This is a genomic window from Sphingomonas abietis (assembly GCF_027625475.1).
Taxonomy (GTDB): Bacteria; Pseudomonadota; Alphaproteobacteria; order Sphingomonadales; family Sphingomonadaceae; genus Solisphingomonas; species Solisphingomonas abietis.
In genome coordinates this window covers 2,633,432-2,648,928 of record NZ_CP115174.1, presented here as the reverse complement: position 1 = coordinate 2,648,928, position 15,497 = coordinate 2,633,432, and the positions used below count along the sequence as shown (strand labels likewise).

Annotated in this window: 16 protein-coding genes; 6 read left to right on the top strand and 10 right to left on the bottom strand. The window is 66.7% G+C overall.

Annotation, left to right across the window (positions count from 1 at the left end; genetic code table 11):
* The first annotated feature begins 73 nt into the window (after nt 1–73).
* Nucleotides 74–976 carry an SDR family oxidoreductase gene (locus PBT88_RS12560; RefSeq protein WP_270075686.1) on the top strand — a complete coding sequence of 301 codons (903 nt, stop codon included), beginning with the start codon at nt 74–76 and terminating at the stop codon, nt 974–976.
* A 206-nt stretch (nt 977–1,182) separates the two neighbouring features.
* Here the strand turns inward: PBT88_RS12560 and PBT88_RS12555 are convergent, their stop codons facing one another.
* A complete protein-coding gene (locus PBT88_RS12555) occupies nt 1,183–2,103 on the bottom strand; it encodes a nucleoside/nucleotide kinase family protein (RefSeq protein WP_270075685.1) in 921 nt (306 codons plus the stop codon).
* A gap of 170 nt (nt 2,104–2,273) precedes the next feature.
* On the opposite strand from PBT88_RS12555, the gene PBT88_RS12550 reads away from it, so the two are divergent.
* Nucleotides 2,274–2,957, top strand: a complete 684-nt coding sequence (locus PBT88_RS12550; protein ID WP_270075684.1) for a nucleoside/nucleotide kinase family protein — start codon at nt 2,274–2,276, stop codon at nt 2,955–2,957.
* Nucleotides 2,954–3,814, top strand: coding sequence for a hypothetical protein (locus PBT88_RS12545; protein WP_270075683.1), 861 nt, complete (start codon nt 2,954–2,956; stop codon nt 3,812–3,814). The genes PBT88_RS12550 and PBT88_RS12545 overlap by 4 nt, the downstream gene beginning before the upstream one ends.
* 21 nt (nt 3,815–3,835) lie before the next feature.
* On the opposite strand, the gene PBT88_RS12540 is transcribed toward PBT88_RS12545, so the two are convergent.
* Both PBT88_RS12540 and PBT88_RS12535 read right to left on the bottom strand, forming a co-directional pair.
* Nucleotides 3,836–4,081 (bottom strand): hypothetical protein, encoded by a 246-nt coding sequence (locus PBT88_RS12540; RefSeq protein ID WP_270075682.1) that lies wholly within the window; start codon nt 4,079–4,081, stop codon nt 3,836–3,838.
* A 127-nt stretch (nt 4,082–4,208) separates the two neighbouring features.
* Nucleotides 4,209–4,925, bottom strand: coding sequence for a ZIP family metal transporter (locus tag PBT88_RS12535; RefSeq protein WP_270075681.1), 717 nt, complete (start codon nt 4,923–4,925; stop codon nt 4,209–4,211).
* Between the two features lie 434 nt (nt 4,926–5,359).
* Between PBT88_RS12535 and PBT88_RS12530 the strand changes: the two genes are divergently transcribed.
* The 3 genes from PBT88_RS12530 to PBT88_RS12520 all read left to right on the top strand — a co-directional run bounded on the left by PBT88_RS12530 (nt 5,360) and on the right by PBT88_RS12520 (nt 8,377).
* On the top strand, nt 5,360–5,773 hold the full coding sequence (locus tag PBT88_RS12530) for a hypothetical protein (protein ID WP_270075680.1): 414 nt from the start codon (nt 5,360–5,362) through the stop codon (nt 5,771–5,773).
* A 100-nt stretch (nt 5,774–5,873) separates the two neighbouring features.
* A complete protein-coding gene (locus PBT88_RS12525) occupies nt 5,874–7,874 on the top strand; it encodes a TonB-dependent receptor (RefSeq protein ID WP_270075679.1) in 2,001 nt (666 codons plus the stop codon).
* Nucleotides 7,875–8,029: 155 nt separating this feature from the next.
* Nucleotides 8,030–8,377: a glycine zipper 2TM domain-containing protein gene (locus tag PBT88_RS12520; RefSeq protein WP_270075678.1), complete on the top strand. Its 348-nt coding sequence runs from the start codon at nt 8,030–8,032 to the stop codon at nt 8,375–8,377.
* 57 nt (nt 8,378–8,434) lie between these two features.
* Here PBT88_RS12520 and PBT88_RS12515 read toward each other — a convergent pair whose 3' ends face one another.
* From PBT88_RS12515 to PBT88_RS12485, 7 genes are all read right to left on the bottom strand, one after another.
* Nucleotides 8,435–9,973, bottom strand: coding sequence for a 2-isopropylmalate synthase (locus PBT88_RS12515; RefSeq protein ID WP_270075677.1), 1,539 nt, complete (start codon nt 9,971–9,973; stop codon nt 8,435–8,437).
* A 286-nt stretch (nt 9,974–10,259) separates the two neighbouring features.
* Nucleotides 10,260–10,886 carry a YceI family protein gene (locus PBT88_RS12510; protein ID WP_270075676.1) on the bottom strand — a complete coding sequence of 209 codons (627 nt, stop codon included), beginning with the start codon at nt 10,884–10,886 and terminating at the stop codon, nt 10,260–10,262.
* Nucleotides 10,887–10,972: 86 nt separating this feature from the next.
* Nucleotides 10,973–11,581 carry a YceI family protein gene (locus PBT88_RS12505; RefSeq protein ID WP_270075675.1) on the bottom strand — a complete coding sequence of 203 codons (609 nt, stop codon included), beginning with the start codon at nt 11,579–11,581 and terminating at the stop codon, nt 10,973–10,975.
* 171 nt (nt 11,582–11,752) lie between these two features.
* On the bottom strand, nt 11,753–12,772 hold the full coding sequence (ilvC, locus tag PBT88_RS12500; protein WP_270075674.1) for a ketol-acid reductoisomerase: 1,020 nt from the start codon (nt 12,770–12,772) through the stop codon (nt 11,753–11,755).
* 48 nt (nt 12,773–12,820) lie between these two features.
* Nucleotides 12,821–13,336 (bottom strand): acetolactate synthase small subunit, encoded by a 516-nt coding sequence (gene ilvN / locus PBT88_RS12495; RefSeq protein WP_270075673.1) that lies wholly within the window; start codon nt 13,334–13,336, stop codon nt 12,821–12,823.
* A gap of 5 nt (nt 13,337–13,341) precedes the next feature.
* Nucleotides 13,342–13,677 carry a hypothetical protein gene (locus PBT88_RS12490; RefSeq protein WP_270075672.1) on the bottom strand — a complete coding sequence of 112 codons (336 nt, stop codon included), beginning with the start codon at nt 13,675–13,677 and terminating at the stop codon, nt 13,342–13,344.
* Between the two features lie 28 nt (nt 13,678–13,705).
* Complete coding sequence (locus PBT88_RS12485) at nt 13,706–15,454, bottom strand: acetolactate synthase 3 large subunit (RefSeq protein WP_270075671.1); 1,749 nt, start codon at nt 15,452–15,454, stop codon at nt 13,706–13,708.
* Nucleotides 15,455–15,497: the final 43 nt, after the last annotated feature.

Below are 15,497 nucleotides of genomic sequence, written 5' to 3'. Positions count from 1 at the left end.
ATGATAAAGTCACTACTTTAACAGGAAAATCCATAGGCCACCTTGGCCCTCCGAACAATGACGGAGAGTGTCCATGCGTATATTCCTCACAGGTGCGACCGGCTTCATCGGGTCGCGCATCATCCCCGAATTGCTCGCTGCCGGCCATGAAGTGGTGGGCATGACGCGATCGGAAGAGGGGGCGAGGGCGCTCGCCGCAGCCGGTGCCCGCGCCCATTTCGCCACGCTGGAGGATCCCGCCGGCATCGCCGCCGGGGCGGCCGAGGCCGATGGCGTGATCCACACCGCCTTCGACCATGACTTCTCCAATTTCGCGGCGAATTGCGAGAAGGATCGCCGCGTGATCGAGGCTCTGGGATCGGCGCTGAAGGGCTCGAACCGGCCTCTGCTGATCACGTCGGGCACCGGGATCGGCGATCCCGGCGACGGCCGGCCCGCCGTCGAGACTGTCTTCAACCCGCACCACCCCAATCCGCGGATCGCATCCGAACGGGCCGGGCAGACGCTGTTGGAGGACGGCATCAACCTGTCGGTGGTGCGGCTCCCGCAGGTCCACGACACCGTCAAGCAGGGCCTCATCTCGCCCTATATCCAGATTTCACTCGCGAAAGGCGCGTTCGCCTATGTCGGCGAGGGGCTCAACCGCTGGCCCGCCGCCCATGTCGTCGACGTCGCCAGGCTCTATGCGCTCGCGCTGGACCGGGCGGAGCCAGGTGCGCGCTACCATGCCGTGGCCGAGGAAGGGGTGGCCGCCCGCCACGTCGCCGAGGTGCTGGGGGCGGGCCTGAACCTGCCGGTCGTCGCCTTGGCCGCCGAGGCGGCCGCCGCTCATTTCGGCTGGTTCGCCATGTTCGCCCATCTCGACATGCCCGCCGCCAGCGCGAAGACCCGCGCCATGCTGGGCTGGGAGCCGACGGGGCCGGATCTCCTCACCGACCTGCGCAACATGGACTTCGGTGCGATCCGGGAGATGTAGCAGGCGGCCTGCCGATGGCGCCGGATCGGCCGGCAGGGGGGCCCGCGATCGGCTTTGCGCCGTCGCGCAACGCCGGCGCCATCGGATCGTCGACCGAGCGAGCGCCCGCCGGGCAATCGAGCGTCGGCGCGACCACCCGGCCGTTCCCCCTCTCCCCGCCATTCCCCAACATTCCCCTGTGCCGCTCGGCGGAGAGGGGGCCGTGATCAGGCCGCGATCGCCGACAGACGATCGACCGCCCGGCGCGCGATCGTGCTGCCCAGGATCTGGGCGGCCTGACGATAGACCACGGTGTAGGGCAGGGTGGCGTCCAGATCGACGATCGGGGCGCCCGCAAAACGCAGCAGCGGGGTCACCTCCACCTTCTTGCGGAGCAGGTCCGCGCGATGATCGGGTTTGCGCGCCAGCGCGGTGTCGACATCGACATCCAGCCGGACCACGACATCCGGGCGGAAGCTCGTCATATATTCGTACAGGCGGCGCTCCTGCCGGGCGAGCGCGAACACCAGCCGGCTGCGTGGCGATGCCGCGGACAGCCCCGGGCCGTCATAGAAGCCGGGATATTCGATCTGCGGATATCTGTCGGTCAGGATGACGACCCCGGCGCGGCGCAATTTGAGCATCTGGTTGAAGCGGCGAAGACGGGCGAGCGAGAACATGTAGACGACCAGCGCCGTGAAGAGACCGGGAATCTTCTCGCCCCTCGTCCGGGTCTGGGCGGCTTTCCGGGCGAGCCTGCGCTCGACATGCCGGCCGATGATCGGCAGCCGCTTGATCCGTTCGCCGATCGCCCCGGAGCCCAGGCCCAGATAGCTGACCGCCGTCGGCTGCACGTCGCTCACCGCCTTGAAAAGATCGGTGGTCAGGGTCGACTTGCCCGATCCATCGCAGCCGACGAACGCGACCAGCGGCGCCATCGGCGCGGCGGTCAGCCGATAGTCGAGCGTCGGCCAGAAGCGATCCGCGATAAGGGCAATGGCGCACAGGATGACGATCAGGCCGATATCGTCGCGATGGGTCAGGGTCAGGCGTGCGGCCGCGACCAGACACAGGACCAGCAGGATGGCGACGCTCAGCCAGCGATGCCCCGCCACCACGTTCCAGCTCTTCACGGCCCAGCTCTTCACGGCAGACTCCGACACATTCGATCAACGCTTCCCGCCGCGCTAGATGATCATCTTGTCATCATTCTGCAATGTTCCAGATCAATAATATTCGATTTGACATATTTGGTGAGCGGCAGCATCTGCCGGCCCGGTCGGCCCTTTTCCGGGCATCGGATCGAGGATTTGTGCGCGTGGCACCATTGATCGCCATCGTCGGTTCGGACGGATCGGGGAAATCGACGGTCGGTCAGGCCTTGCTCGAATGGATGGGCGAACAGCGTCCCGCCATGCTCTGTCATCTCGGCAAGCAGTCGGGCAATCTCGGCCGCGCCATCGGGCGGATGCCGATGATCGGGCGCCGGATGGACCGCACGATCCAGAAGACGGTCAAGGACGCGGGCAGCCGGAAGGGGCCGAGCCCGATCGCCGCGCTCGCCATCTACGCCTTCTCGTTGCGGCGCCTGCGGCGGTTCCGGCGGATGCTCGCCATGCGCCGGCAGGGTATCGCGATCCTGGCCGATCGTTTTCCGCAACTGGACGTGCCCGACGGGCTCGATGGCCCCGGGTTCGGCAAGGTGCGTCATGATCGCGGGATCGCCCGGACGCTCGCGGTGCGCGAGCAGAAGCATTTCGAATGGATGACGGCGCACGCGCCCGATCTCGTGATCCGGCTTCATGTCGATGTCGAGACGGCTATGTTACGCAAGCCGGATCATGATCCGGCCGCGCTGGCCAAGAAGATCGCCCGGATCTCGGACCTGCGCTTTGGCGGGACCGTCCCCATCGTCGATATCGATACCAGCCAGCCGCTGGCGATCGTCGTCGCGGAGGCCAAGGCGGCGGTCGCCGCCATGCTCGAACGGCAGCCGGCATGACCGACGCACCCCGCGCGCTGGACCGCGCCGCGCTCGACGCCGGCCCGTTCCCGATCGCGCAATGCGATGCGCTGTTCGCCGCCGTGCTGATCGACGACGAGCTGGACGCCGACGCCCGGCTGCCGGCCGAGATTCGGTTCGATTATGCCCAGGACGAGCTGGCCGCCTGTTTCCGGATCTGCCGACAGCTCTGGTATTCGGGCTTCGACCGGGACGGCCTCGGCCAGCTCATCGCCAGGCTGGTGCGGGATCGCGACCTGGATGCCGCGGATCGGCTGCGATTCAAGCACATCCGCGCGAAGTTCAAGCATTTCCGGTACGCGCACGCGCTCTATGGCGCGCCCCATGCCTATCCGCGGCTGCTCAACCGCGTGACGGTCACGATGGGCCATCTGCAGGACGCCTATCGCAACAAGCGGCGGGGCACGGTGCTGCGGGAGGCCTATATTCTTCGGCTGCTGCTGGCCCGGCTGCCGCTGGCCCGGCTCTACCGGGAGGCCGATCGGCTGCTGCTGACCAGCCCGTCGGCGTTCCGGGCGTTGCTGGAGAAAGACGTCCGCTCGCTCGCCGCGCTGGTGGCCGACGACATGGTGACGGGGCATCGGTTTCACGTCACCCGCAAGGTGATCGGGCGGCAGGTGTCGTTCTGGGATACGCTGCGGACGATCGAGCCGACGCAGGACCGATACGACATGTCGCGCTCGCTCAGCGCGATCAACGGCCTGATGGGCGATCTCCATGATCAATTGGTCGAGCGGCGCGCGGTGGATCGGGCGTCCTATGGGCGAAGCTTCGTGCTGCCCGCCGAGATAAAGGCGCGGATCAAGGCCCTGCTGGAAGTCTATCCTTCCCCTTGAGGCGTGGTCGTCAGCCGGCGCTCAGCCCGCTGCCGAGGTGTTGGGCTCGGTGCCGGGCTCGGTGCCGGTCGGCCGGGCGGCGGACGGATTTTCGCGCGCCTTGATCAGCTTGCGCAATTCGAGGCGGAGGCCCTTGCCGGCAAGATGCGCCTGCGGACTGTCATAGCCTTCGGCGGTGAGGCGTCGAACGATCTCGTCTATCGTGCGACAATGCCCTGTGCCCGCCAGTTGATAGGCGCGTTCGATGGTGCCGGATGCTTGCCTCATGGCCTCCCTTTAACGGACGCAGCGACCGCTGTAACCCATTGCGTGATCCCCCGGCACGATCGCCATCGACGCGGGCGGGCGCGGGCGCGTCGCCCCTGGCCATGGTGGAATGGCTTGGCGCCGCGGATCAGTGGCCCAGCCGCACCGCGACCAGCATGAACAGCGCGCCCGCCAGGCTGGCGAGGCTGGTCGACGGCGCGGGGCGGAGCGCATGGCTGCGCGGCAGCAGTTGCGACGCGCCGATATAAAGGAAGACGCCGGCGAAGGTCGCCAGCGTCATGCCGAGGATTGGCGCCGAGACCGGCACCGCGCTTCCCGCCAGCACGCCGGCGATCGGCGCGGCCGCGTTGAGCGCGAGCCAGCGCCGCGCCGAGGCGCGATCCCCGGTGGCGAGGGCGAGGCTGACGGCGTTCACGCCATCGGCCAGATCATGGGCGATGACGGCGGTGGCGACGAGCACGCCTGCGGCCGGGGACAGCTGGAAGGCCAGCCCGATCCCGGTGCCGTCGATGAAGCTGTGGAGGGTCAGGCTCGCCGGCGCGAGATGGGCGCGCAGACGGCCCGACAGGGATGTTGCGCCCCCCGCCAGCCGATCGACGAACATATAGGCGATCAGCGCCAGCCCGGTCATCGTCAGCACCGATCCATCGGCGAAGCGGGTGCCGGTCAGCGCCAGCGCTTCGGGAAGCAGATCGAACAGGGCGACGCCGATCACCATGCCGGCCGCCAGGCCGAGGATCACGCCGAGCCGGCGATGGTAGCGCAAGGCGAGCGTGCCGCCGATCAGCGTCGCCCCGCTCGCCGCGATCCCGAGCAGCAGCGCCATGCCGGATGGACCGGTCACCGTCCGGCCTCCCGATGGCGGGCAGCGGGCCATGGCCGGATCGGCGGCCTCGGCCGTGGGGCGCGGGAGCGGGGGATGGTCATCATGGCATCGCTATCGTTCGCTGGTTTGACGGTGGCCATGCGACAATATAGAACGATATACCATCACATTAAACGATGGATCGTGAACGGACAGCGAAAAGCGGCGGTTCGGCGGCGTAGAGGGGCGCGGGGCGGCCATCGGGGGGACGGGGCGCATCGACACTCCGAGATATTTTGAGGATGCGAGCCGCCGGAAGCGGATGGCGGTCCACCGCGCTGATCCGCATCGATAGGCCATTGCCACCACCGATGAGATATCATAACATCTCATCCCTGAACGCAGAGCGCCGCCAGGCGTCGCGAAAAGGTGGGACCGTGATCATATGTCGCAGCAGGGTGGGAAGGACGGACTTGCGACCGCGCGCCGCGTCCGCCGGTGATGATGCCGTCGGTCGGCCGGGGCTGAGGTTGCGGCCGGGGCATCGCCTCGTGCTGACGATCGCCTTGCTCGCCGCTCTGCTGTGGCAAAGCTTCGTGATCGAAACCCATGTCGACCGGGCCGTGCGATCCCGTCCGGTCGCGACGCAGGCGGCGGCGCCCACCGTCGTTTCGGCAGCGGGGCGTTTCTCGGGCCAGCCGACGGATTGCGCGATCTGTTTCGATGCCCGTCAGGCGGGCGCCTATGTCTCGTCGGCGGATATCCGCGTTCCGCTGCCGATCGCCGCGATCTACTGGCGTCTCTTCGTCATTCTCTCCGATCTGACCGGGCAGGCGCGATCCCATGCATGGCGTGGTCGCGGGCCGCCGACCCCCACCCACGCCTGAACCACATCACCTGAACGACATCGAAGGGAGAGGGGCGCGTCGCCTCTCCTCGCCGCCGGCGCGCGTGCGCCCGGCCACCCAGATTCTGGAGTGAATTCCCATGCGTACCCTCTTCCTGCTGGGCGTGGCCTCCGCCGCGCTCATCCCTGCCGCCGTGTCCGCGCAGCAGGCCCCTGTCGCTGCCCCGACGAAGGCGCAGGATATCATCGTCACCGCCTCGCCCTTCGTCTCCGACGGCAGCGATACGCCGACCATCGCCGCCAAGGTCGATCGCGAGACGATCCTGCAGAATGGCGGCGCCAGCATCGCCGACGCGCTCGCCCAGGTGCCCGGCATTGCGGCGACGACCTTTGCCTCCGGCGCCAGCCGCCCGATCATCCGCGGCATGGACGCCACCCGCGTCCGCATCCTGGAGGATGGCTCGAGCAGCTCGGACGTGTCGGACATCGGCCCCGATCACGGCGTCCCGATCGATCCGCTGTCCGCGCAGAGCATCGAGGTGGTGCGCGGCGCCGGCACGCTGCGCTATGGCAGCCAGGCGATCGGCGGCGTCGTCAACGTGCTCAACAACCGCGTGCCGATGACCCTGCCGACCAGGCCGCTGTCGGCCGAGATGGACGGCAGCTTCGATACCGTCTCCAACACCGGGCAGGGCTCGCTGATGGCGGACGGGCAGGTCGGCGATCTCGCCGTGCATGTCGACGGCTTCTACCGCCATGCCGACGATTATGACACGCCGCTCGGCACCCAGCAGAACAGCTTCTTCCATGGCTATGGCGAGACGGTCGGCACCTCCTATTTCTTCGGCCCGGGCAAGACGAGCCATGTCGGCATCGCGATCATGGATTATGACGCGCAATACGGCATCCCCAGCGACACCACCTATATCGACATGCACCAGACCAAGCTGCTGACCCGCGACAGCTTCGATCTCGGAAGCGGCCTGTTCCGAACGCTGACCTTCGACGGCAGCTATGCCAAATATCAGCATAGCGAAAAGGAACCCGACGGCAGCGTCGACAGCACCTTCCGCAACCGCGAATATGACGGCCATGCCGAATTGCTGCTCGGCCCGATCGGCTTCCTGCAAAACACGGCGCTCGGTGCCGAGGTCCAGCATCGCACATTCTCCGCGCTGGGCGAGGACAGCTCCTATCTTTTCCCGACCCTGACCAAATCGGAGGCCGGCTATATCTTCACCGAGGCGCCGATCACTGCGGCGCTGAAGATCCAGGCGAGCGGCCGTATCGAGCATGTCAGCGTCAAGGGCACGCCGCGCTCCGACGTCCCCACCAGGGACAATTTCACGCCGGCGAGCGGATCGATCGGCGCGCTGCTCGACGTCAACAAGGCGGTGAAGCTCGGCCTGACCTTCTCCAGCACCGGCCGCGCCCCGGCGCAGACCGAATTGTTCGCGCGCGGCGGCCATGACGGCCCCGACACCTTCGAGACCGGCGATCCCAACCTCAAGATCGAGCGCGCCAACTCGCTGGAAGGGACGATCCGCGTCAACACCGGCGGCTTCCGCTTCGAGGGCAGCGTCTACAGCACCTGGTTCCACAACTATATCTATGGCGAACTCACCGGCCGCACCTGCGACGATGACGGCGATTGCGTGGTCGGCGATGGCGACGATCTGAAGGAGCTCAACTATCGCCAGCAGGGCGCGCATTTCCGCGGCCTCGAAGGGCAGGCCTCCTATGCGCTGGTCAAGACCGCGTCGGGCGGCACGCTGGAGGCCAAGGCGATCGGCGACTATACCCGCGCCACGCTGAACCATGACGGCAATGTGCCGCGCATCCCGCCCTATCGCGTCGGCGGCGGCCTGTCGTGGGAGAGCAAGCCGGTCGATGCCGGCTTCCTGTTCACTTATTATGGGCGGCAGAACCGCTTCGGCGCCTTTGACACCGCGACGCCCAGCTATGTCGAGCTGGATGCGAACCTCGCCTGGCGGCCGCTTGAGCAGCATCCGGGCCTCGAACTGGCGATCGTCGGCCATAATCTGACCAACGACATCCAGCGCAACGCGGCCTCGCTCAACAAGGACGACGTGGTGCTGCCCGGCCGCAATGTCCGCTTCGTGGTGAAGCTCGCGATATAAGGCCGCGCCGGCCGCCCTGCGCAGCGACGCGCGGCGGCCGGAATTCCTCCCGGATCGAAGAATGGCGACTGAACCGATGCTGACAGGGCGGTTCAGTCGCAGGTCAAGCGCGATGGCCTAGACCTGATCACGGTCCAGACATCGGGAGTGAGTCCATGTTCAAGAAAGTCATCGCCGCCACCGCACTGGCGAGCATGGGCGTGGTGGGCGTCGCCGTCCCTGCGCAGGCGCACCATCATCATGGTGGTTACTATGATCATGGCGGTTACGACCGCGGCGGCTATGGCCGCCATGGTGGCTATTATGGCGATCGCGGCGGCTATGATCGGGGCTATCGCTGCCATCGCGGCGGCGGCACCGGCGCCATCGTCGGCGCGCTGGCGGGTGGTCTCGCGGGTAATTCCATCGCCGGCCGTGGCGACAAGACGCTCGGCACCGTCGTCGGTGCGGGTGGTGGTGCGCTGCTCGGCAATGCGATCGGGCGCCATCGCACCCGCTGCTGATCCGCCGATCGGTTGATCGAAACGGCGCCGCGACCCTGTCGCGGCGCCATTTCTGATTCAGCCCGCCATCGCGTCCGGCGCGCGCTTGCCACGCTTCACCATCAGCTTGTTGAGCGCGTTCACATAGGCGCGGACGCTCGCCACCATCGTATCGTGGTGGGTGCCGGTGCCGCGCGTGGTGCGGCCATTCTCGGCGAGCACCACCGAGACCTCGGCCTGCGCGTCGGTGCCGCCGGTGACGGCGTGGACTTCGTAGCGCTCCATCGCCGAGGCCTCGTGCGGCACGATCTCGCGGATCGCGTTGAACAGCGCGTCGACCGGGCCGTTGCCGCGCGTCGCGCTGGTCTTCTCGACGCCATCGACCTCGAGGGTCAGGATCGCGCGGGCCGGGCCGGTGCCGCAATGGATCTCGACATCCTTGACCTGGATCGAGTCGTGGCCGCGCAGCACCTCGTCGTCGACCAGCGCGACGATATCCTCGTCGAACACCGCCTTCTTGGCGTCGGCGAGCGCCTTGAAGCGCACGAACGCATCCTGGAAGGCGTTGTCGCCCAGCTCATAGCCCATCGCCTCGAGCTTGGAGCGGAAGGCGGCGCGGCCCGAATGCTTGCCCATCACCAGATTGGAGGTCGAGACGCCGACGCTCTCCGGGGTCATGATCTCGTAGGTCGAGCTGTCCTTGAGCATCCCGTCCTGGTGGATGCCGCTCTCGTGCGCAAAGGCGTTGGCGCCGACGATCGCCTTGTTGGGCTGGACCTGGAAGCCGGTGACCGCCGAAACGAGGCGCGACGATCTGGTGATCTCGGTCGAGACGATGTTGGTGCGGAACGGCATGATGTCGCCGCGCACCTTGATCGCCATCGCGATCTCCTCGACCGCGGCATTGCCGGCGCGCTCGCCGATGCCGTTGATCGTGGACTCGACCTGGCGGGCGCCGGCCATCACCGCCGCCAGCGTGTTGGCGACGCCCAGGCCGAGATCATTGTGGCAATGGGTGGAGAAGATCGCCCGGTCGGCATTGGGCACCCGCGCCATCATGTCCTGGAACAGCGCGCCATAGGTTTCGGGCGTGGCATAGCCGACGGTATCGGGCAGGTTGATCGTGGTCGCACCGGCCTTGATCGCGGTCTCGATGCAGCGGGCGAGGAATTCGGGATCGGAACGGGTGGCGTCCTCGGCCGACCATTCGACATCCTCGACGAGGTTGCGCGCGCGGCTCACCGAGCGCTCGATCGAGGCGAGCACCTGCTCGGGCGTCTTGTTGAGCTTCACCCGCATGTGCAGCGGCGAGGTGGCGATGAAGGTGTGGATGCGCGGGCGGCGGGCATGGCGCACCGCCTCGCCGGCGCGATCGATGTCGCCGTCGGCGGCGCGCGCGAGGCTGGCGATGATCGCCTTGTCGGCCTGCTTGGCGACCTCGGTCACCGCCTCGAAATCGCCTTCCGAGGCGATCGCGAAGCCGGCCTCGATGATGTCGACGCCCATCGTCTCGAGCTGGGCGGCGACCTTCAGTTTCTCCTCGAGATTCATCGAACAGCCGGGAGACTGCTCGCCGTCGCGCAAGGTGGTATCGAAGATCAGGATCGTATCGGTCATGGGTGGCACTCCGCTGCCCCGGCTCTTGGCGGGGCGGATATCGTCTGAGGCCCGGCTCGGCGGGCGGCGATCATCCCCTCAGGCGCGGCGCAGGCTTTCGCCCACGCGACAACGGCGCGCCTAAGGGCGCGTAAGTCGAAGCAGGGGAAGGCGGATCGCCACGGTCACGGATGCTCTGTCGCCGAACGGGCTGCGCCTGTCCAGCAATTTGTGAGTTATCCGGCGATGGCCGGGCATGTTTCCTGTCGCGACGGTGCGATTGCGCGACAGGAAGTATCCGATGCTGTCATGACTGCTCGAACGCGGCCGCGATCGACAGCTGGACCTGATCCGAGACCAGCGGCACGCCGCCCCCGATCCCGAACTCGCTGCGGTTGAGCGAGAGGCGCGCGTCGAAGCCGACGGCCTGGCCCTTGCCCATCATGCTCTTGCCGGCGCCGTGGAGTCGCACCCGCATCTGTACCGGGCGGGTCTGGCCATGGAGGCTGAGATCGCCGTTCACGAACACCCAGCCATCGGTGCCGGGAATGACGTCGGTCGAGGTGAAGGTGGCGTTCGGCCAATGCTGCACGTCGAAGAATTGCGGGCTGAGCAGCTCCTCGTTGAGCTTCCGGCTGGTCGTGTAGACCGAGTCGATCGGGATGGAGACGCTGAGTTTCGTGGCGCTCAGCGTCTTGGGATCGAGGTCGAGCGTGCCGGACGCTTCGGAAAAGAAGCCGCGGAACAGCGAGAGGCCGAGATGATCGAGGGTGAACATCACCTGGGTGTGCGCCGGCTCGATCGCATAATGGCCGGCGACCAGGCGGGCGGGATCGGGCGCGCCGGGCGGCGTGCTCGGCAGTTTCATCGGGGCCTGCGCGGCGGCGGGCAGGGCAGCGATCAGCAGGGCGGCAACAAGCAGGGGACGGCGCATCCTATCGACTCCCGACAAACGAAGAGGGGCGGACGCTTGCGCGCTCCGCCCCTCCTGTCAAATCGCGGGCCCGGATGGGGCCGGAATTACTTCTTCTCGAACGCCGCGGTGATCGTCAGTTCGACATGATCGGAAACGACGGGCACATATTTGGTGACGCCGAAATCGCTGCGGTTGAACGACAGGCGGCCGTCGAACCCGGCGGTGAAGGCCTTGTCCATCGGGTTGGTGCCGGCGCCGTGGAAGTGGACGAGCAGCTTGGCCGGCTTGGTGACGCCGTGGATGGTCAGCTTGCCATCGACTTCGGCGGTGTTCTGCGGGCCGGGGGTGATGCCGGTGGAGACGAAGGTGGCGTTGGGGAACTGCGCCGCATCGAACCAGTCGGCCGAGACGAGTTCCTCATTGAGCTTGTCCGAGGTGGTGTGGACCGAGGCGATCGGGATGGTCACCGTCAGCGCGGTCTTGTCCGGGCTGGTCGGGTCGAGCGTCAGCGAACCGCTGGCCTGCGAGAAGAAGCCCCGGAAGATCGAGAAGCCGAAATGATCGACCGCGAACACCACCTGGGTGTGGTTGGTCTCGAGTGCATAGGTGCCGGCGGTGAGGCGGCTCGTGTCGGGCGCGCCGGGCAGGGCGGGGGCCTGCGCCACGGCGGGGACGGCGAGCAGCAGAGCGAGGGCTGGGGCGAGAAAGCGCATGGTCGGGGAAAACCTCCGGCGGAATGGAGCGATTGTTCTAATGCCGTGCGCTATTCTGGCTAGAGGGACTTTGTCGTGATGAGCATTCGATTTTCTCGAACGATCCCGAACGCCGAGCGACCTTGAACGAGGACGCCGCAGCCCCGGGCGTGGGGCTGCGGCGTCGCCGGATCAGTTCTTGGCCTTGTCGACCAGCGCATTGGCGCCGATCCACGGCATCATGGCGCGCAGCTTGGCGCCGGTCTCCTCGATCGGATGACGCTGGGCGAGGCCGCGTGCCGCCTTCAGCTCGGGCTGGCCGGCGCGGTTGTCGAGCACGAAGTCCTTCACGAAGCGGCCCGACTGGATGTCGGCGAGCACGCGCTTCATTTCCTTCTTGGTCTCTTCGGTGATGATCCGCGGGCCGGTCTTGATGTCCCCATATTCGGCGGTGTTCGAGATCGAATAGCGCATGTTGGCGATGCCGCCCTCATACATCAGGTCGACGATCAGCTTGAGCTCGTGCAGGCACTCGAAATAGGCCATTTCCGGCGCGTAGCCGGCCTCGACCAGCGTCTCGAAGCCGGCCTGGACCAGCGCGGTGGTGCCGCCGCACAGCACGGCCTGCTCGCCGAACAGATCGGTCTCGCATTCCTCGCGGAAGTTGGTCTCGATGATGCCCGAACGGCCGCCGCCGACGCCGGACGCATAAGCCAGCGCGATGTCATGGGCGTTGCCGCTTTTGTCCTGGTGGATGGCGACGAGGCAGGGCACGCCGCCGCCGCGGACATATTCGCTGCGGACGGTATGGCCCGGGCCTTTCGGCGCGATCATGATCACGTCGAGATCGGCGCGTGGCTCGATCAGGCCGAAATGGATGTTGAGGCCGTGGGCGAAGGCGATCGTCGCGCCCTGCTTGAGGTTGTCGTGCAGATCGGCGGCGTAGATCGCGGCCTGATGCTCGTCGGGGGCGAGGATCATGGTGATGTCCGCCCAGGCGGCGGCCTCGGCGGTGGTCATCACCTGGAAGCCGGCATCCTGCGCCTTCTTGGCGGTCGCCGAGCCGGCGCGCAGCGCGATCGCAACATCCTGGACGCCGCTGTCGCGCAGATTCTGGGCATGGGCGTGGCCCTGCGAGCCATAGCCGACGATCGCGACCTTCTTCTGCTTGATCAGTCCGGTATCGGCATCGGCATCATAATAAACGCGCATGTTCGTTCCTCTTTCGAATGGACGGGCCGCTATCGGCCGGATGGGGGTTCAGGCGGCCTCTCGTCCGCGAGCGATCGCCGCGACACCGGTACGGGCGACCTCGACCAGGCCGAGTTCCCGCATCAGTTCGCAGAATTTGTCGATTTTATCTGGATTTCCGGTAACTTCGAAGACGAAGCTCGACGTCGTGCTATCGACCACGCGGCACCGATAGACCTCGGCCAGGCGCAGCGCCTCGATGCGATGCTCGCCGGTGCCGGCCACCTTCACCAGCGCCAGCTCACGCTCGATATGAGGCCCAAGGTCCGACAGGTCGGTGACGCGGTGGACCGGCACCAGCCGATCGAGCTGGGCGATGATCTGGTCGACGACGTCGGGCGAGCCGTAGGTCACGATCGTGATCCGGCTGACCGCATGATCCTCGGTGATGTCGGCGACGGTCAGCGACGCGATGTTGTAGCCGCGCGCGGTGAACATGCCGGCGATCCGCGCGAGGATGCCCGCCTCATTGTCGACGACGATCGACAGGGTATGCCGCTCGGCGGCCTGCTGGGTGATGTGCATGTCGCTTATTCTTTCTCGGGTGCGAGCTGGACGTTGCCGACCATGCCAAAATGCCAATAGAGGCGGCCATTCTCCTCGCGGCGCGGATATTGGATGTTCACGGCAGTGAAACCGAACCCTTCCAATACCTTGGAGACGGTTTCTCCGGCATAGCGCGAGGTGATCTTGACCTTGTCGAATTCCTCCTCGCCGATCTGGGCCGGGCGATCGAGATGGACCACCCAGTCCGAGAAGGCGGGGGTTGCCTGGGCGGTCCAGCCTTCGAGGTCGGCACTGCCGCCGTTCAGTCGTCCGAAATCGAACGGCTCGGCGAGATGCACGATCAGACGCATTTTCGGCATCAGACGACCTCCGTCGGACGGCCGGCCATCAGACCAGCGCCTTCGCCTCGTCGCTCGCTTCGCCGATCACCTCCTCCGCATGGAGGATCATGTCGGTGTGCGCGGCGCCCGACGGGATCATCGGGAAGCAATTGGCGAGCTGGGCGACGCGGCAATCGACCATCACCGGGCCGGGCGTGGCCAGCATCGCCGCGATGCCGTCATCCAGATCGGCCGGATGCTCGATCCGCATCCCGGTCCAGCCGAAGCTTTCCGCCAGCTTCACGAAGTCTGGCAGGGCCTCGCTGTAACTCTCTGAATAACGGGACGCATAGACCAGCTCCTGCCACTGGCGGACCATCCCCATATATTGGTTGTTGAGGATGAAGATCTTGACCGGCAGGCGATATTGCGCGGCGGTCGACATCTCCTGGATGTTCATCAGCACCGAGGCATCGCCCGACAGGCCGATCACCAGCCGATCCAGATCGCCGACCTGCGCGCCGATCGCCGCGGGCAGGCCATAGCCCATCGTGCCGAGGCCGCCGGAGGTCAGCCAGCGGTTCGGCCCGTCGAAATGGAAATGCTGGGCCGCCCACATCTGGTGCTGGCCGACCTCGGTGGTGACGATCGGATCCTGCGCGCGCGTCATCTCCCAGACCCGCCGGATCGCGTGCTGGGGCATGATCTCGTGATCGGACGCCGGGTAGGCGAGCGAGTTGCGCGCGCGCCAGCCGGTGATCCGGGCGTTCCATTCGCCGAGATCGGCGGGCTCATGGCCGCGCTGCTTCCACACCGCGATCATGTCGGCCATCGCCGAGCCGACGTCGGCCACCACCGGCAGATCGACACGGACATTCTTGTTGATCGAAGATCTGTCAATATCGACATGGATCTTACGGGAATCGGGCGAGAAAGCATCCAGCCGTCCGGTCACGCGATCGTCGAAACGGGCGCCGAGGCAGAGGATCAGGTCGGCCTTGTTCATCGCCATATTGGCTTCGTAGGTGCCGTGCATCCCGAGCATTCCCAGCCATGCGTCGTGGCTGGCCGGGAAGGCGCCGAGGCCCATCAGCGTCGAGGTCACCGGCGCGCCGGTCAGCGCCTGCAATTCGCGCAGCAGCGCGGACGCCTGCGGGCCGGCATTGATGATGCCGCCGCCCGTGTAGAGGATCGGTCGCTCGGCTGCGGCGAGCATCTCGACCGCGGTCTCGATCGCCGTCGCATCGGCCTTGACCTGCGGGCGATAGGTCTTGTGTTGGAGCGGGGCGGTCGGCTTCGTATAGCGCGCCGACGCGATCTGGACGTCCTTGGGCAGATCGATGACGACCGGGCCGGGGCGGCCGGACGTCGCGATGTGGAACGCCTCGTGGACGATCGCACCGAGGCTCGCCGGATCCTTCACCAGATAATTATGCTTGGTGCAGTGGCGGGTGATGCCGACCGTATCGGCCTCCTGGAAGGCATCGGTGCCGATCAGCTGGGTGGGCACCTGGCCGGTGATGACGACCAGCGGGATCGAATCCATCAGCGCATCGGCCAGCCCGGTGACGACGTTGGTCGCACCCGGGCCGGAGGTAACGAGCACGACGCCGGGCTTGCCGGTGGAGCGCGCATAGCCCTCGGCGGCATGGGCCGCGCCGCCTTCCTGGCGGACGAGAATGTGCCGGATCTTCTTCTGCTTGAAGATCGCGTCGTAGATCGGAAGCACCGCGCCGCCGGGATAGCCGAACACGACCTCGACACCGAGATCGGTCAGCGCCTGGACGAGGATATCTGCTCCGCTCTGTTCGCTCATCGTCGGGACTCACTCTGAAAAACTGCCGCGCGCCCTAACAGAT